Genomic DNA, 16,060 nt, shown 5'->3' on the forward strand with positions numbered 1-16,060 from the left:
AGCCGGGCATGGCCCAAGGTGCAGCCATGCACCGATCCCCTTGGACCCGTGCATGCACCGCTGTGCACCTGTGCTTGGATGACCCTGCACCCATGCTAGGTCCCACGGGCACCCGTGCACGCCCCCCAGTGCAGCGGTGCATCCCCCGTCAACCCAACTTTGGGGGATAGAAATCAAGCTTTGGCCGGGCCAAGAATGAGGGGCATTTTCAAACGGGAGTTCTCCATGCAACCGAAGCTGATTTGTCACTTTGCGCGGCTGAGCGAGTCGGACTTTCAGACCAAGGCGGGGTTGATCGTGGCGTCGCTGAAGGCCAATCCGAATTTCCCCGAGCCATGGCCGGTGCCGGCGCCACATTTGGCGCAGATCGAGGCGGCGTTGGTGGTTTATCGCGAGGCGTATCGCGCCAGCCTGATGCATGACATGGTCAAAATCGCCGAGCGCAACCGGGCTCGCGATGCCTTGACGGCCTTGTTGCAAAGGCTGGTGCAGTACTTGGAATTTGTGGCGGCCGATGACGCTCCCAAGCTGCAATCGACCGGGTTTGATTTACGGCGCGAGCGAGGTCAGGCTGACTTCACCGAGCCCTTGGGAGCCCCGGAGGGCTTGAAGCTCAAGCACGGTGCTTTTGGTGGGCAGGTGGATGTCCACGTCAACCGCGTGATCGGTGCCGGCAGCTACGAAGCCGAAATCGCACAAGGCGACCCTACCGTGGCAAACCACTGGCACCACGCCTTGACCGCCACCAGCGGCATGCACATGCTGCTGCGTGGCCTGCCCGCTGCCCAAACCTTTTGGGTCCGCGTGCGCGCCATCAACGCCGGCGGCCCCGGGCTCTGGTCTGAGCCGGCCAGCATCATGGTGTTGTGATGCGGTGAGGTGATGCAGAACTAGAGGGCAAGCGGGTGCAAAGCCCCTGCCGCCGCTTTCAGCCCCGCCTCGTCCAATCTTTCCACAGTGATGGTTTGGGCTTGGGCCCATCCCTTGAGGTAGCCGGGTTGGGAGCGGGCGTAGAGCGGGTCGTAGTGCAGGGTCATGAGTTCTTGAAACAGCGGTGCGAGGTCGCGGTCGAGGGCCCAAGCGCGCCAGCGCTCCAAGGTGTCGTTGGCTTGCAGGCCGTGCAGGGTGGCGAGTTTGTCGGCCAAAGCTTGGGGGTCGTCGCCCAAACTGGCGTAGTCGCGCAGCAGCAGGTCAAGGCGGGCGTCGAGGGGGGCGTCGATGCGCACGCAGGGGCTTGTGCGCAGGTGGTTGATGATGGCATTGGGCAGGGCGATGCGGCCAATCTTGCGGCTTTCGGCTTCGATCCACACCGGCTGGCGCACATCCAAACCGCTCAGCACGCTGGCCAAGCGGGTTTCGAACTGTTTTTGGCTGGGTTGATCCACGCCCGGCAAGCTGCCCAGCACCGAGCCCCGGTGAGCCGCCAAGGCTTCCAAGTCGATGATTTGGGCACCGCTGGCAGCCAAGGCGTGCAACAAGCGGGTCTTGGCGCTGCCGGTCGGGCCGCAAAGCACGCGCAGTTGCAGCGTCGGGGCGAGGGTGTCGATCTGCTCGATCACATGTTGGCGGTAACGCTTGTAGCCGCCCGCAAGCTGTTGGGCGTCCCAACCGACCAACCGCAGCCATTGCACCATCGAGCCACTGCGCAAACCACCGCGCCAGCAGTACACCAGCGGTCGCCAACTGTGCGGCTGATGGGCCCAAAGCTCACGCAGGTGCCGGGCCAAGTTGGCTGCCACCATCGCGCCGCCCACGCGCCGGGCTTCAAACGCGCCTTGCTGTTTGTAGAGGGTGCCGACGATGCGGCGCTCTTCGTCATCGAGTGCCGGGGTGTTGATGGCACCGGGGATGTGGTCCTCGGCAAACTCAGCGGGCGAGCGGGCGTCGAGGATGGTGTCGAAGTGCGCGATCTCGGTGATACCAACCGGGCCGCTATGTTGACCGTGCTGACGCGGTACGGGTGGTACAGGCGGCACAATCAGCCCTGTTGGCCGCCCCGCAGGCAGATTTTCAGAAATAACGGACACAGGCATGGACTCCATGGATGCATTGATTCAATTGACACGCTTCTCGCACGGTGGTGGCTGCGGCTGCAAGATGGCCCCGGGCGTGCTGAGCGACATCCTCTCACGCACGGCGCCGGGCTTGCTGCCGCCTGAGCTGATGGTGGGCATTGAAACCAGCGACGACGCTGCCGTCTGGCGGCTCAACGACGAACAAGCCTTGGTGGCGACCACCGATTTCTTCACCCCGATTGTCGATGACCCTCGCGACTTTGGCCGTATTGCCGCCACCAACGCGATCTCCGATGTCTACGCCATGGGCGGGCGGCCGATCATGGCCCTGGCCATCGTCGGCATGCCCCTCGACAAGCTGCCGCGCGAGGTGATCGGCCAGATCTTGGAAGGCGGGGCCAGCGTGTGCCGCGACGCGGGCATCCCGATTGCCGGGGGTCATTCCATCGACGTGTTGGAGCCGATTTACGGCTTGGTGGTGCTGGGTCTGGTGCATCCAGACAAAGTGCGGCGCAACGCCGATGCCCGCGCGGGTGATGTGTTGATTCTGGGCAAACCGCTGGGGGTCGGCGTGCTGTCGGCGGCGCTCAAAAAAGGGGTGCTGGGCGCCGAGGGCTACGCCGAGATGATCCGCCACACCACGCAACTCAACCGCGTGGGCACGGACTTGGCTGCCATCGACGCGGTGCATGCCATCACCGATGTGACGGGCTTTGGGCTGGCGGGGCATTTGCTGGAAATCTGCCGGGGTTCCGGTCTAGGCGCTGAGGTGCGTCTGGCCGACCTGCCCTTGATCGAGCGTGCGGCCGCTTTTGCCCGTGAAGGCATCGCCACCGGTGCTTCAGGGCGCAACTGGGCCAGCTATGGCGGCCAAGTCGATTGGCCGAGCCTTGAGGGTGACGGTGAGGGTCAAGCGGCTGACTGGCAACGCACCATGGCGACCGATCCACAAACCAGCGGTGGCTTGTTGGTGAGCTGTGCCCCAGAAGCGGTTGAAACGGTGCTGGCAACTTTCCGTTCGGCCGGGTTTGAGCAAGCTGCGGTGATGGGCACGATGGGTTCTTGGGCTGAAGGCTCAGCACGCCTGCGCTTTGTTTGAGCGCGCTTTGTGGCATGGTGTTTCACCGGTGCTGAGGTAAATCGTCCGTGGATGTTGGCTTGATGCAGGCGGTGGAGAGCATCCCCACCGAGCTGCGGCAGATCGTGCGCTATCCCGTCGATCAGCCGGAAGATTTCGCGGCCTATGCGCTGGCGGTGGGCGGTTTGGTGCTGGCGGATAAGCCGCTGACGCAGGCCTATCAACAAAAAATCGAAGCGCGCTTGGCGAACTTCAGCTTGCCCGCGCCGCCCAAGCTCTTTCCGCAGGCGATCAGCGCTGGGCCGGATGGCTGGTTGGTCTTGGGCATGAGCGGCACGCTGCTGGGCGGGCTGATCGCCGACGATGAGCGCGCGGTGCAAACCGGCTGGGCCGCGATCAAGGCCACGGCCTATTCGGTGCTGGTGACGCAGGTGGTGTTGAAGTCGATCACCGGGCGCAACCGGCCCAACCCGGCCTTGGGCCAGTCACCGGCCGTCCCACCCTTCACCGATAACCCGCTCGATGGGGGCCATGTGCATAGGCCCGTGATGGACCGTGACCCCCGCGCCACCTCGTTCCCGTCGTTCCACTTCACAACGTACTTTGCGGTGGCCAAGGTCTACCAAGAAGCCTATGACAACGTTTGGCTGCCTTATGGCCTGATGACGCTCGGGTTGGCGTCCAACATCAAAAGCCATCACCACTGGGTGTCTGACATGACCGCTGGCGCCTTGGTCGGCACCCTCATCGGCCAAAGCGTGCACCAAAGCGTCCACGTTTCTCCTCGCTCAACCCATGCCAGACTGGAGCCCCTCATCACGCCAAGCGGGGTGGGGGTGGCGTTGGTTATCCGATGACTTGGGCCAAGAGGGCTCTTAAGGACTGAATGTCCTCCGCAGTCAACGTGCCCATGACTCTCAGAATAAGGGGCTGTTCAATGGTCGTGAAAACCGGCTTGAGCACGGAGGGTTTGATCAGTCCTGCTGTTTGCCAGTGATGGATCAACGCCTCACCGTTAGCAAGAGGATCGCGGATTTGGCTTGTGATCGCCATGATGATCAGATCGCGCCGGTGGATGTTGTAGTCGGTGCTGGAAACCACTACGGCAGGCCGCTTCTTGACGCCCAATTGATCCGTGAATGGGAACGGCACCAAAACCACATCGCCAAAAGAGAAAGAAGCCATCGGTGTCACAACTGATCGTAGGCAGCGTCTTCGTCGTTGAGCCAAACCGCTGCAAAACTGGGTTCACTGGCCTTGGCGGCTGCTTCAGTGATGCGGTGTTTCTCGTCGCGGGCACGTAGAAAGTCGATGAAGTCTTCGACTTCTGCCATCCGTTGCGGTGGTAATTGCCGGATCTTCTCGATCAGGACTTGTTCAATGGCGAGCATGGCCTCGGCTCCTTGAGATTGGCAGTCATGAATATCGCCTGCGCATTGTCTTGCAGATATCGCGTTGATCTTGTTCTATCTGCGTTGAGCCGTGCCAGACTTGAGCCCTTTTCTATCTCGAACCGACGGGGAGTTCATGGTTCGTCTGTTGCATAGCGCTGATTGGCAGATTGGGCGCGCTTATTTGAGCCGGTTCTTGCCGGAGAACGGGCATGCTTTGGCCGAGGCGCGCTTGCAGGCGGTGGAGCGCTTGGCGGCGTTGGCCACGGCGCAAAGCGTGGACATGGTCATCGTGGCGGGGGATGTGTTTGACGCGCAGACGGTGACGGACCGGACGATTCGGCGGCTGTTCAATGCGCTGGCGGGCTTTGCAGGGCCGTGGATCTTGCTGCCGGGTAATCATGACGCAGCCTTGGCGGAATCGGTCTGGACCCGGGCGCAGCGCTTGGGTGCTGTGCCGGCCAAGGTGCATCTGGCCTTGAAACCCGAGGTGTTGCTCTTTCCTGAGCTCGGTTTGGCGCTGCTGCCAGCACCCTTGACGCAGCGTCACAGCTACGGTGATTTGAGCGCTTGGTTTGACACCGCTGAAACCCCCGACGGTTGGTTGCGGGTCGGCATGGCTCACGGCGGGGTGCAAGGCCTCTTGATGGAGGGTTTTGACGCAACCAACCCCTTGGCACCGGACCGGGCCGAGCGTGCCCGCTTGGATTACCTCGCCTTGGGCGATTGGCACGGTTGCAAACGCATTGATGAGCGCACTTGGTACAGCGGCACGCCTGAGCCTGATCGCTTCAAGGCCAACGATGCCGGTCAGGCCTTGCTGGTCGAGTTGAACGTCCCTGGGGCGGTGCCGCAAGTCACGCCGGTGCGCACCGCGCAGTTCCACTGGCAGCGGCTGGAAGCGGTGCTACAGGTGGCGACCGACGTGGATGCATTGATCGCGCAGTTGGCGGCTTTGGGCCCGAGCGACGTGGTGGATTTGAGCATCCGAGGTCACATCGATGGAGCGGGTGAATCGCGCTTGAACATCGCTCTGAACCAAGCAGAGGCGCGCCTGCGCCACTTGGGCGTGGATCGCAGCGCTTTGCGGTTGGCCCTGAGCGATGACGACATGGCCACCTACACCGAATCTCTGCACGCCGATGGCTACCTTGCTGAGGTGATGGCCGAGTTGTGTGAAGCACAACGTCAAGAGGGGCTGAGCGCGCAGACGGCTCAGGATGCCTTGGCCTTGCTGCTGAGTGTGCTGGCTGAGACGGCGTCTTTGTGATGATGAACGATCAGCCATGGAAGGCTTCGATGCATATCCGCCGTTTGCGTGTCTCCCAGGTGCGCCGTTTTCGGGCCCCTTTCGAGCTGAACGGACTCGATCCGGGCCTGAACATCATCAGCGGCCCGAACGAAGCGGGCAAAAGCACGTTGGTGCGCGCTATCCGCGCCGCTTTTTTTGAGCGCTCTCGCTCCAGCGGGGCTGAGGACTTGCGCCCTTGGGGCGATGGCTCTGCGGTGCCGGAGATCGAACTTGACTTTGCTTGGGCGGGAGAGAACTTTCGGCTCAGCAAACGCTTTTTGGTCAAGAAACGCTGCGCCTTGCAAGTGGGTGCCAAGACGTTGGAGGAGCAAGAAGCTGAAGATCATCTGGCCCAGCTGTTTGGCTTTGCCTTTGCCGGCAAGGGCGCCAGCAAGAGCGAGCACTGGGGTATTCCGGGCTTGTTGTGGGTCGAGCAAGGGACGGGGCAAGAGGTGCAAAAAGCGGCGGAGTACGCCCGCGAGCATGTGCACAACGCGCTCCAAGGGCAGGCCGAGACAGCTCCAGGATTTCCAGGATCGTCGGCTCACAGCGCCGCATCCTTGGCCGCCACGCGTGGGGATGCGGTGCTGGCGCGTTTACGCAGCCTGCGGGCGGAGTTGTTGACGGCGGCGGGCAAACCGCGTGCGGCGTACAGCGAGGCCATCGAGAAGGTCCAAGCGTTGAAGGCCCAGTTGGTGGAGCTGGACGCCCAGATCACGCAGTATCGCCAACATGTTGATCAACTGGCTCAGTGGCGCAGCCAACATCAGGCCGACGAGGCTGCTCGGCCTTGGCAGGCCTGGCGGACACAGCTTGAAGCGCGTCAGCGGCAACGTCAGGCCTTGCAGAATAGCGAAAACCAGTTGATCGATGCGCGCCGCCGGCACGCTCAAGGGGTGCAGCAGCACAGTTTGCTCAAGCACCAGCTTGCCACCTTGGGTCAACAAGACGAGGCTGGGCGGCAGCGCACGCAGCATGTGCTGGATTTGAGCCGAGAACTCGACGACGTCAGCGTCCGGGTGGTGGATGCGCGGTTGCGCTTCAATACCGCCCAAGCTGAGGCGATGGATGCTCGCCAAGCGGTGCAGCAGGCCCATCAACGCACCCTGTTGCAGTCGCGGCAAACCCAAGTGCACGACGCCCGTGTGCACGCCGAGCGCAGCCAGCACGATCTGGCTCGGGCTGAGTGCGAGCAGGCGCGGCTGATCGCGCTTAGCGTGCAAGCCGAAGCCTGTGCGATCACACCCGAAGTGTTGCAAGAACTGCAAGGTCTAGAAAGCCGCCAGCGTGCGTTGAGCTTGCAGCAGCAAAGCCTAGCCACCCGCTTGGTCTTCGCGTTGAACCCGGGGATCGATGTCGGGATCGATGGGGGGCTGGGGGGCTTGGGCGAGGTTTTGAAGGACCACGGTGAGCGTTTGCTCCTCGGCCCCACCGTGCTGGATGTGCCCGGTGTGGGCCGTTTGCACATCAGCCCCGGCGGTCGTACGGATCTGGACAAACGCGTGCGCGAGCTTGAGCAGCTTGAGGATGCGTTGCAACGGGCTTTGCAGCGCGCGGGTTTGCCGGATGTACCGACGGCTGAGACGCGCATGGCGCAGCACAAGGAGCTTCAGAACCAGCGCTGTTTGGCCGAGCAAGCCTTGAGCTTGGTGGCCCCCCAAGGGCTGGAAGCTTTGCGCCAAGTCGCAGCCCAAGCCTCGGCCCGCTTGCAAAGCGCTCAGGCTGTGTTGAACGAGCTTCACCTGAGCAGCTCGGCCTGCGCCGCAACGGCCGCTCCCATGACCTTGGACGAGGCGGAGTCCCGGCAAGCGCATGCCCACGCTGAATTGGATGTGGCTCGTCAGGCGCAGACCCACGTGTTGCAACAGCAAGCAGCGCTCCAAAGTCGGCTTGAAGACGCGCAGCGCGAATTGGCCGCGATCCGCGTGGTGCTTGAGCAGTCCGGTCGGTCTGAGAAACTCAGCCAAGCGCAGCAATCCTTGCTGAACACCGAAGCCGAGATCGGGGCCTTGGCGCTGCGTATCGAGCAAGAGCAGGCTCAGATCCACCAAGCGCGCCCCGACATCTTGGACCAAGACATTGAGCGCCTTGGCCGCAGCATCGAGAACTGGCAGCGCCAGCAACAGCAGCGCCGCGAGCAGATCTTGGTGCTGGAAAACACCTTGCAGCAAGCCGGCGCCCAGGGCCTGGAAGAGGCGCGTGCCGCCTTGGCGGGTGAATGTGAGCGCGCCGAGCGGCGTCAGACCGAACTGCAACGCCGTGCTGCGGCCTTGGATCTGCTTTGCCAAAAATTAGAGGGCCAACGCAGTGCCACACTGGCCCGGCTGCAAGCCCCCTTGCAACAGCATTTGCAGCATTACTTGCCACTGCTCTTTCCCCAAGCCACCTTGCATATCACCGAAGATTTAGTGCCTGGTGCGCTGAGCCGCCAAAGCGTGGCGGGGGTGCTTGAGACGGGGGATTTCAGCGCGCTGAGTTTTGGCGCGCGCGAGCAGCTTGGACTCATCAGCCGCTTTGCCTACGCCGATTTGCTGCGCAGCGCCGGTCGGCCCACCTTGCTGATTTTGGACGACGCACTGGTGCACTGCGACGGGCTGCGGCTGAGTGCCATGAAGAGCGTGATCTGTGACGCCGCCACCCGCCACCAAGTGCTGCTCTTTACCTGCCACCCCGAACTTTGGCAGGACATGGGGGTCATGATGCGGACCTTGGGTGAGCCCGTGGCTCAAGACGCTAAGACTTGGTGATGGATAGGACGACATGTATGGATAACCGGCAACATAGACCGCTTCGAAAGCTGGTCGTCGGCTTGGCTGTTGTAGCTGGCTTGGTTGCTTGTGCTTCTGCGCCATCGAAGCCGCCACCTGGGCCCAGCGAAGTGGAGATCCGAGCTTTTGCCGCCAAGGGTTATGCCGCCGTGGCGGTGGATCAAGCGGTGGTTCACACCCGTCTTCAGCGTTGGATGCTTCAGGGCGAGTCGATGCAAGTGGCACTGGGCATGCCTGTTTTGGCTGCTCCGGTACCGGTGGTGATGTATTTGCCAAGCTTGGGTGAAACGAGCGAGGCTGGCGAACGCTGGCGCGATGGTTGGGCGCAGGCTGGGTATGCTGTGATATCGGTTCAACTGTCCGACCCGATGAACGATGAATCCCCAGCTTTGGTGAAGAAGGCCTACAGCGCCGAATCCATGGGCCACCGTTTATTGCGGCTGATGGCGGTGGTCCGTGAGGCTCAGCACCGTGCGGCTTTGGGTGAGTCCGATTGGGTGCAACTGGATTGGAGTCGGGTGGCGGTGGCTGGATTTGATCTGGGGGCGTACACCGCTTTGGCGTTGGCCGGCGAAAACATTCCCGGCTTGGAAGCGGTGAGGACGAGTATGGCGGCGGCAGAGCCTGCACCTTTCAAATTGCGTGCGGCTATCGCGCTAAGCCCTTATGCGAGCTTATTCGCGGGCTCTTTCGAGCATCAGCGTTTTGCGGCGATCCAAGTGCCGGTTCTTTCAGTGAGCAGCGATACCGACACCGATCCCTTGGGGCTGGTTGAGGGGATTTCTCTGCGGCGCTTGCCCTTTGATCACTTGGGAGGCACGGAGCATCAATGGCTGAACTTCAAGTCTTTGCCCCACCCTTGGCTCAGTGGCACAGCGGCGAATGCTAAGGTCATGCCTTTAGCGGCACAGGGGCGTGAGGTTTCTGATCATGCCGGTAGCATCGAGTCGCCCGGCAAGCAACGTCGCCGCATTAGCAGTGGTCATGAACGTGGCCGCAGAGAGACGGGTGAAGATCGAGTTGACCGATCTTCGGTTTCTTCAGAAGGTGCTTTGACTTTGCGCCTCACCGCTGCGCAAGGCATCACCACAGCTTTTCTGGACGCGCATGTGAAGGGCGATGCCTTGGCGCGTGAGTGGCTGGCCACCGACGCGCCGCATTGGCTGGGTGGGCTGGGTGAGTTACGCCATAAGTGAGGGGTCAAGTGCGGGGTAATCCACGTAACCCTTTTCACCGCCCATGTAGAACGTGCTTGGATCGGCGGCGTTGAGGGGCGCTTTGCGGGCAAAGCGTTCGACCAAATCGGGGTTGGCGATCCATGGCACGCCAAAGGCGACGGCGTCGCACAGACCGGCGTCAAGGAACTGTTCGCTCTTGGCTTGATCAAAGCGGCCGTTGCTGATCAGCGGCATGTGGGCGATGGGGCGGAAATGGGCGCTGACTTGGGCCAAGGCGTGCAGGTTGCCTTCGATCTGCTTGGGGTCCATCACCTCGGTCAGGTGCAGATAGGCCAAACCGTAGCGATTGGCGCCGCGCACCACGTGTTCCCACATGGCCACGGTGTCCGCGTCCACCGTCATACCGTGCATGCCGTTCATCATTGGATTCAAACGGAACCCCACGCGATCGAACGGCATGACCTTGGCGATGGCGTCGAGCACGTCAAAGAAGATGCGTGCGCGGTTCTCAAACGAGCCGCCGTAGGCGTCGGTGCGGGTGTTCGAACAAGCCGAGAAGAACTGATGGAACAAGTAGCCGTTGGACGAGTGGACTTCGACACCGTCAAAACCGGCATCGATGGCGTTCTTGGCCGCCCGACCAAAGTCCGCCACCACAACTTGAATGTCTTCAACGCTCAGGGCACGCGGGGTGACGGTATCGCTCAGCCCTGCGCCGTTGAACATCTTGATCTCAGGATTGATGGCTGAGGCCGACACCGGCGGCTGACCATCGTGATACTGGGGCAGCGACAAGCGGCCGCAGTGCCAAAGCTGGCAAACGATCTTGCCACCTTGGGCGTGCACCGCCTCGGTGACCAACCGCCAGCCGGCAACTTGTTCTTCTGACCAAATGCCGGGGGTGAAGGGATAGCCTCGGCCTTGGGGCGAAACGAGGGTGCCTTCGCTGATGATCAGCCCGGCGCTGGCACGTTGGGTGTAATAGCGCACCATCAGCTCGTTGGGCACCGTGCCGGGGTTGATGGCACGGCAACGCGTCAGTGGGGCCATCACGACGCGGTTTTTAAGCTCAAGGGCGCCCAGCCGAACGGGGGAGAGCAACTTGTCAGTCATCATGGTGTACAGAAGTTGAGCAGGGCGCAGGATCTTACATTCCACGCCACCCTTTCACGCCACCTTTTCACGTCCCGCATGGAGATCCACATGACCGAGTTCTCGACGTACTCACCCCCGACGATCTGGACCTGGAACCAAGGCAACGGGGGTGCTTTTGCCAGCATCAACCGCCCGGTGTCTGGGCCCACGCACGACAAGGCCTTGCCGGTCGGACAACATCCCTTGCAGCTTTATTCGCTGGCCACGCCCAACGGCGTCAAAGTCACTGTGATGCTGGAAGAGCTTTTGGCGGCCGGTCATGCCGGAGCGGAATACGACGCTTGGCTGATTCGCATCAACGACGGCGAGCAGTTCAGCAGCGGTTTTGTGGCGGCCAATCCCAACTCGAAAATCCCGGTGCTGGTGGATCACAGTGGCCCAGAGCCGATCCGGGTGTTTGAATCCGGCGCGATTTTGATGCACTTGGCCGAGAAGTTCGGGGCCTTTTTGCCCACTGAGCCGGCCAAACGGGCGGAGTGTTTGTCGTGGCTCTTTTGGCAAATGGGCAGTGGGCCGTTCATCGGCGGTGGCTTTGGGCATTTCTATGCCTATGCGCCGACCAAGATCGAATACGCCATCGACCGTTACGCCATGGAGGCCAAACGCCAGCTCGACGTGCTCGACCGGCGTTTGGCCGAGAACCCGTATGTGGCCGGTGACGACTACACCATCGCTGACATGGCGATCTGGCCGTGGTACGGCGTGCTGGTGCAAGGCCAGCTCTACAACGCGGGTGAGTTTCTACAGGTGCAGACCTATACCCATGTGCAGCGCTGGGCCGAACAGATCGCGGCGCGACCGGCGGTGCAACGCGGCCGGATGGTCAATCGCACATGGGGGGATCCTGCCAGCCAATTGCATGAGCGGCATCAGGCCAGCGACTTCAACACCTGCACGCAAGACAAAGTGGCTTGATGACCGGGTTGGGTTCAGCGGGGCGTCACCAAGGCCGATGCCCCTTGCACTGCGGGAACTGCGTGCACCCCCAAAAGCTCTGGCCCGCATGGTCACCGCGTTGAGCCCGACGTTGCACCATGGGTGCGCCGCATAGCGGGCAGTGGAGTTGGTGAGGTTGGTGGGGTACGGCCGGCGGTGATGTGGTGACGGTGTGATGGGCTTGGGCTTTGCTGGGAGCATATTTCTTCAGCATCGCCATGAGCTGCGGGCCGTCGATCAGCGCAATGTTGCGGCCTTGGGCGAAATCGTGAGCCGCTGGGGTGAAGCGGCCTGAAGTGACCACCCAGCCCCCCGTGGCACCTTGGGCGGCCATCACGCCGTACAGCTCGCGCACCACTTGAACACCGACCTTGAAAGCTTTCCACTGCTTGCACTGCACCAAAAAAGTTTCGCCGTCGCGCACCAAGAGCAGATCCACACCACCGTCCGCCCCACCGCCACCGGTTTCGGTGACCTCGTAGCCTTGGAGACGAAAGGCTTCGCCGACCAGTTGCTCAAACTCTTGCCACGTGATGGCTTCGAGCGCATCAGCGGCTGCGCTGCGGGTCACGCTGCGCAGCAAGCGTTGGCGATGCCATTGGCGCAGGCCTCGCCAAGCCGAGAGGCTTGCGCCGTAGAGGCAGAGCAGGGGGATGAGCCCTTGAGCGATGCGCGCCACGGGTTGGGTCCATGGCGCTGCCCTTGGATGGGGTGGGTTCCAAGCGATTTGCAGGGCCAGTTGCAGACTGAGATAGCTCAGCACCGCCAGACCGACACCCAGCCACCATGGGCCTTGAGCTACCAGTCGGCCAAAACCGATCCAAAGTTTCCAGATGAGACGCAAGGGCGTGGTGAGCAACAACAGGGCCCACCCCCCGGATTTTTTCTGATGCATTGGGTGGGATTTTCCCTCACGCCTGACAATGCCGGCCATGAATGAATCGATGCTTCTTGCTGTTTTGCTGCTGGCGGTGTTGGCGGCCTTGGGCGCTTTGGCGGTCGGTGTCCTCAACCTGAGGGCGATCCAAGCCTTGGGCGCGCGCGTGGGCGACGAGGCTGCGCTGGACCGGCTGGCCGATGCGCTGGTCGGTTCATGGCGCACCGACGCCGACCGCTTGGAGCGCGAGCTGCGCAGCGAGATCCAGCTCGCGGCCCGTGGCAATCGGCAAGAGTTGGCTGAAGCCTTGGCCCGTTTTGGCACCTTGCAGACCGAGCATCTGCGCGGCCAAGGCGAAGCCACCGATCGACGCCTGAGCGAGATGCGCCAGATGATGGAGCAGCGCTTGGGCGCGGTGCAGCTCAGCGTCGAGCAGCGTTTAGGCCAGTTGCAGCAAAGCGTCGAAGTGCGACTGCGGGCCATGCAGGCCGACAACGAAACCCGCTTGGAGCAGATGCGCGCCACCGTCGATGAAAAGCTCCACGCCACGCTGGAGCAGCGTCTGGGTGAGAGCTTCAAGCACGTGGCCGAACGCTTGGAACAAGTCCACCGGGGCTTGGGCGAGATGCAGGGTTTGGCCCAAGGGGTGGGTGATTTGCGCCGGGTGCTGACCAACGTCAAGGCCCGAGGCGTGTTGGGCGAAGTGCAATTGGGCGCGCTGCTGGAGCAGGTCTTTACCCACGACCAGTACGCCGTCAACGTCGCCACCGTGCCCGGCAGTGCGAACCGGGTCGAATTTGCCTTGCGTCTACCGGGGCGCGGCGGTGATCAGGATGGCCCCGTGTGGTTGCCGATCGACGCCAAGTTCCCGCGTGAAGACTACGAGCGCCTGATCGACGCCCAAGAGCGTGCCGACCGCGAAGGGGCCGAACTGTCTGCCCGTGCTTTGGAGCAGCGCATCCGCGACGAGGCGCGCACCATCGCCGCCAAGTACATCGCCCCGCCACACACCACCGATTTCGGCCTGCTCTTTGTGCCCACGGAGGGGCTTTACGCCGAGTTGCTGCGCCGACCCGGTTTGGTGGAAGACCTGCAACGCCAGCACCGCATCATGCTGGCCGGCCCCACCACCTTGCTGGCCTTGCTCAACAGCTTGCAGATGGGCTTTCGTACCTTGGCTTTGGAAAAGCGCAGCGCCGAAGTCTGGACCGTGCTCGGTGCGGTCAAGACCGAATTCAGCAAGTTCGGCGACATCTTGGAAAAGACGCGCAAAAAGCTCCAAGAGGCCAGCAACAGCATCGAATCGGCTGAAATACGCACCCGTTCTATGGCCCGCACCTTGCGCCGCGTCGAAGCTCTGCCCGAGGCCGAGGCCCAAGCGCTGTTGCCGCCGACGGAACCGGCCGCCGCCAACGCCAACGCTACCTGACCAAACGGACCAAGCCGACGGCGTGGCGCAAGTTGTAGTCGATGTAGCCGCGTTCAAAATTGACGCTCCAAGCGTAGGCCAGATTGCCCTCGACGGGCCAAGCGCTCCAGAACCAACTGGCGGAGGTGTTTGGGAAGAGGCTGCTATCGATGGTCGCCTCACCCGTGCCCGGTATCACACGAGGGTCCACCAAGCTGGAGAGCTCATTCACATTGGGCAAGCGCCAACCGATTTGGCTGGCGGCATAGGCCAGAGCTTGGTCATGGGTGTACGCCCGGGCTCGACCGCTGCAATCGGGAGGGATTTGCCCCACCGCACAACGTGCCCACGTCAACCAAGTGCTGTGATCAAACACGCTTGAACCATCCGAGGACACGGTCCAACGCGTCTGCGCGGGCAGGCCTTGCGCCTGAACCACCATGCTCAGCGCACCCACCATCCCACCCACCAGCCAACCCACGACCGCACCCAGCATCCAGTGACGCTCATGTCTTGTGGATCGTCTCGTTTTCATGATGACACCCCCTTCTGGCTGACACCTTTAACACACCTCAGGTGACGCCGTCGGACGCAACACCGCCCTCACCGGACTCGCTTCAGCCGTGGTCAAGCGCAGGGGCAGGGCGATGAGTTCGTAGGGTCCTGGGGGTGGATCGGTGAGGAGGAGGTTTTCGAGCACGACCAAGCCGTGGCGGCGGGCGGCTTGGTGGGCGGGCAGGGTGAGGCTGTCGGCGGGGTCGATGCTGGGGGTGTCGATGCCGATCAGGCGCACGCCGCGCGCGGCCAAGGCATCGAGCAATTCGGGGGCCAAGGCACTCCACGGGGTGCGCCACGTGTCTTCGGGCGGTGCGTCGTGGGCATGAGGATCCCAGGTGCGGATCAAGATGCGTTCAGGCAGGGGCGCCAACTCGGCCCAATCCACCAACGCCACCAGATCCTCCCAAACCAACAAGCTGCCCGGTGGGCGCGTGGTGGTGAGCAGCAGGCAGGGGCCGATGAAGCGTTCGAGCGCCAGCGCACCGATGGCGGCGCCTTGCGGGTCCCAGTGCAAGGGGGCGTCGGCATGCGCGCCGAGGTGAGCGCTGAAGCCGAGGGCACTGACCTGCACGGGGCTGTCGGGGCCGAAGGTGCTGGTCCAGCGCTGGGTATAGGGCGCGTCGCCGGGGTAGACCGGCGTGCCCGCGTGCACGGGCGGGCTGATGTCCCAGATCAGAGCAAAACCTCCAGCAGCCGGTCAAGGCCACCGGCTTCGATGGAAACCATCGCCTTGGCACGCACAGCGGGCTTGGCGTGATAGGCCACCGAAAGACCGGCCACCGCCATCATCGGCAGATCGTTGGAGCCGTCGCCCACCGCGATGGCGCGGCGCGGCTCAATGCCCAGTTCGCCACAGGTGAGCTGCACCATGCGGCGCTTTTCTTCGCCGTCGCAGATGTCGCCCCAGCTTTGTTCCAGCACGCGCCCAGTAAGCACGCCGCTGACCACCTCAAGCTGATTGCTGCGACTGAAATCCAGCCCAAGCCGCTCGCAGAGCCGGTCGGTGAAGAAGGTGAAGCCGCCCGAGACCAAGAGCGTCTTCAATCCCGCCGCTTGGCAGGTGCGGATCAGGGTTTCGGCACCGGGGTTGAGCTGCAAGCGCTCGGCGTAGACGGCTTCCAAGGCTGCTTCGGGCACGCCCGCCAGCAGCGCGACACGGCGGCGCAGGCTTTCTTTGAAGTCAGTGATCTCACCGCGCATGGTCGCTTCGGTGATCTCAGCCACTTCCGCCTTGCGTCCCACCGCATCAGCAATTTCGTCGATGCACTCGATGTTGATCAGCGTCGAGTCCATGTCGAAAGCGATCAGCCCGAAATCGCTCAAAGACAGCGGCGGCGTGAAGCCTCGGGTGATGAGGCCGGGGGAGATTTGTTGGGTTTGCATGGGGGCGGCATTGTAGGGTGGG

Annotated in this window: 16 protein-coding genes; 8 read left to right on the plus strand and 8 right to left on the minus strand. The window is 62.6% G+C overall.

Going from position 1 to position 16,060, the window contains the following annotated elements; translation table 11 throughout:
• Positions 1–225: 225 nt before the first annotated feature.
• Positions 226–870: a fibronectin type III domain-containing protein gene (locus tag AB3X39_RS04440; protein WP_369416142.1), complete on the plus strand. Its 645-nt coding sequence runs from the start codon at positions 226–228 to the stop codon at positions 868–870.
• Between the two features lie 20 nt (positions 871–890).
• Here AB3X39_RS04440 and mnmH read toward each other — a convergent pair whose 3' ends face one another.
• On the minus strand, positions 891–1,910 hold the full coding sequence (mnmH, locus tag AB3X39_RS04445) for a tRNA 2-selenouridine(34) synthase MnmH (protein ID WP_369416177.1): 1,020 nt from the start codon (positions 1,908–1,910) through the stop codon (positions 891–893).
• Between the two features lie 121 nt (positions 1,911–2,031).
• On the opposite strand from mnmH, the gene selD reads away from it, so the two are divergent.
• Positions 2,032–3,114, plus strand: a complete 1,083-nt coding sequence (selD, locus tag AB3X39_RS04450) for a selenide, water dikinase SelD (protein WP_369423303.1) — start codon at positions 2,032–2,034, stop codon at positions 3,112–3,114.
• Positions 3,115–3,161: 47 nt separating this feature from the next.
• Entirely contained in the window at positions 3,162–3,950 is a 789-nt protein-coding gene (locus AB3X39_RS04455; protein WP_369416144.1) for a phosphatase PAP2 family protein, read from the plus strand.
• On the opposite strand, the gene AB3X39_RS04460 is transcribed toward AB3X39_RS04455, so the two are convergent.
• Together AB3X39_RS04460 and AB3X39_RS04465 are read right to left on the minus strand one after the other, a co-directional pair.
• Positions 3,940–4,278, minus strand: a complete 339-nt coding sequence (locus tag AB3X39_RS04460) for a type II toxin-antitoxin system PemK/MazF family toxin (protein WP_369416145.1) — start codon at positions 4,276–4,278, stop codon at positions 3,940–3,942. The genes AB3X39_RS04455 and AB3X39_RS04460 overlap by 11 nt on opposite strands.
• Positions 4,279–4,283: 5 nt before the next feature.
• Positions 4,284–4,484 (minus strand): hypothetical protein, encoded by a 201-nt coding sequence (locus AB3X39_RS04465; RefSeq protein ID WP_369416146.1) that lies wholly within the window; start codon positions 4,482–4,484, stop codon positions 4,284–4,286.
• Positions 4,485–4,620: 136 nt separating this feature from the next.
• On the opposite strand from AB3X39_RS04465, the gene AB3X39_RS04470 reads away from it, so the two are divergent.
• The 3 genes from AB3X39_RS04470 (at position 4,621) to AB3X39_RS04480 (ending at position 9,739) form a co-directional block, all read left to right on the plus strand.
• Positions 4,621–5,754 (plus strand): metallophosphoesterase family protein, encoded by a 1,134-nt coding sequence (locus tag AB3X39_RS04470; RefSeq protein ID WP_369416147.1) that lies wholly within the window; start codon positions 4,621–4,623, stop codon positions 5,752–5,754.
• Between the two features lie 29 nt (positions 5,755–5,783).
• The gene (locus AB3X39_RS04475; protein WP_369416148.1) at positions 5,784–8,522 is read left to right on the plus strand and encodes an AAA family ATPase; all 2,739 of its coding nucleotides are present in this window, start codon (positions 5,784–5,786) and stop codon (positions 8,520–8,522) included.
• 62 nt (positions 8,523–8,584) lie between these two features.
• Positions 8,585–9,739 (plus strand): alpha/beta hydrolase, encoded by a 1,155-nt coding sequence (locus AB3X39_RS04480; RefSeq protein ID WP_369416149.1) that lies wholly within the window; start codon positions 8,585–8,587, stop codon positions 9,737–9,739.
• On the opposite strand, the gene AB3X39_RS04485 is transcribed toward AB3X39_RS04480, so the two are convergent.
• On the minus strand, positions 9,725–10,834 hold the full coding sequence (locus tag AB3X39_RS04485; protein WP_369416150.1) for an alkene reductase: 1,110 nt from the start codon (positions 10,832–10,834) through the stop codon (positions 9,725–9,727). The two genes, AB3X39_RS04480 and AB3X39_RS04485, sit on opposite strands and share 15 nt — an antisense overlap.
• A 90-nt stretch (positions 10,835–10,924) precedes the next feature.
• On the opposite strand from AB3X39_RS04485, the gene yghU reads away from it, so the two are divergent.
• On the plus strand, positions 10,925–11,791 hold the full coding sequence (gene yghU / locus AB3X39_RS04490; RefSeq protein WP_369416151.1) for a glutathione-dependent disulfide-bond oxidoreductase: 867 nt from the start codon (positions 10,925–10,927) through the stop codon (positions 11,789–11,791).
• 25 nt (positions 11,792–11,816) lie between these two features.
• Here yghU and AB3X39_RS04495 read toward each other — a convergent pair whose 3' ends face one another.
• Positions 11,817–12,707 carry a restriction endonuclease gene (locus AB3X39_RS04495; RefSeq protein ID WP_369416152.1) on the minus strand — a complete coding sequence of 297 codons (891 nt, stop codon included), beginning with the start codon at positions 12,705–12,707 and terminating at the stop codon, positions 11,817–11,819.
• A 37-nt stretch (positions 12,708–12,744) separates the two neighbouring features.
• Between AB3X39_RS04495 and AB3X39_RS04500 the strand changes: the two genes are divergently transcribed.
• Positions 12,745–14,118: a DNA recombination protein RmuC gene (locus AB3X39_RS04500; protein WP_473964888.1), complete on the plus strand. Its 1,374-nt coding sequence runs from the start codon at positions 12,745–12,747 to the stop codon at positions 14,116–14,118.
• Here AB3X39_RS04500 and AB3X39_RS04505 read toward each other — a convergent pair.
• The 3 genes from AB3X39_RS04505 to serB are packed head-to-tail and all read right to left on the minus strand — an operon-like array spanning position 14,111 to position 16,038.
• Entirely contained in the window at positions 14,111–14,632 is a 522-nt protein-coding gene (locus tag AB3X39_RS04505) for an Lcl C-terminal domain-containing protein (RefSeq protein ID WP_369416153.1), read from the minus strand. The genes AB3X39_RS04500 and AB3X39_RS04505 overlap by 8 nt on opposite strands.
• Positions 14,633–14,659: 27 nt before the next feature.
• Positions 14,660–15,307 (minus strand): cyclase family protein, encoded by a 648-nt coding sequence (locus AB3X39_RS04510; protein ID WP_369416154.1) that lies wholly within the window; start codon positions 15,305–15,307, stop codon positions 14,660–14,662.
• Between the two features lie 20 nt (positions 15,308–15,327).
• Complete coding sequence (gene serB / locus AB3X39_RS04515; protein WP_369416155.1) at positions 15,328–16,038, minus strand: phosphoserine phosphatase SerB; 711 nt, start codon at positions 16,036–16,038, stop codon at positions 15,328–15,330.
• Positions 16,039–16,060 lie beyond the last annotated feature (22 nt).

The sequence above is a fragment of the Leptothrix ochracea genome, assembly GCF_041083635.1.
In the GTDB taxonomy this organism is placed as follows: domain Bacteria; phylum Pseudomonadota; class Gammaproteobacteria; order Burkholderiales; family Burkholderiaceae_C; genus Sphaerotilus; species Sphaerotilus ochraceus.

Bases quoted from the DNA above. Each gene is read 5' to 3' on its own strand.
- AB3X39_RS04440 (WP_369416142.1), top strand. From the start codon at position 226: ATGCAACCGAAGCTGATTTGTCACTTTGCGCGGCTGAGCGAGTCGGAC.
- selD (WP_369423303.1), top strand. From the start codon at position 2,032: ATGGACTCCATGGATGCATTGATTCAATTGACACGCTTCTCGCACGGT.
- AB3X39_RS04460 (WP_369416145.1), bottom strand. From the start codon at position 4,278: ATGGCTTCTTTCTCTTTTGGCGATGTGGTTTTGGTGCCGTTCCCATTC.
- AB3X39_RS04465 (WP_369416146.1), bottom strand. From the start codon at position 4,484: ATGCTCGCCATTGAACAAGTCCTGATCGAGAAGATCCGGCAATTACCA.
- AB3X39_RS04470 (WP_369416147.1), top strand. From the start codon at position 4,621: ATGGTTCGTCTGTTGCATAGCGCTGATTGGCAGATTGGGCGCGCTTAT.
- AB3X39_RS04475 (WP_369416148.1), top strand. From the start codon at position 5,784: ATGCATATCCGCCGTTTGCGTGTCTCCCAGGTGCGCCGTTTTCGGGCC.
- AB3X39_RS04485 (WP_369416150.1), bottom strand. From the start codon at position 10,834: ATGACTGACAAGTTGCTCTCCCCCGTTCGGCTGGGCGCCCTTGAGCTT.
- yghU (WP_369416151.1), top strand. From the start codon at position 10,925: ATGACCGAGTTCTCGACGTACTCACCCCCGACGATCTGGACCTGGAAC.
- AB3X39_RS04495 (WP_369416152.1), bottom strand. From the start codon at position 12,707: ATGCATCAGAAAAAATCCGGGGGGTGGGCCCTGTTGTTGCTCACCACG.
- AB3X39_RS04500 (WP_473964888.1), top strand. From the start codon at position 12,745: ATGAATGAATCGATGCTTCTTGCTGTTTTGCTGCTGGCGGTGTTGGCG.
- AB3X39_RS04505 (WP_369416153.1), bottom strand. From the start codon at position 14,632: ATGAAAACGAGACGATCCACAAGACATGAGCGTCACTGGATGCTGGGT.
- serB (WP_369416155.1), bottom strand. From the start codon at position 16,038: ATGCAAACCCAACAAATCTCCCCCGGCCTCATCACCCGAGGCTTCACG.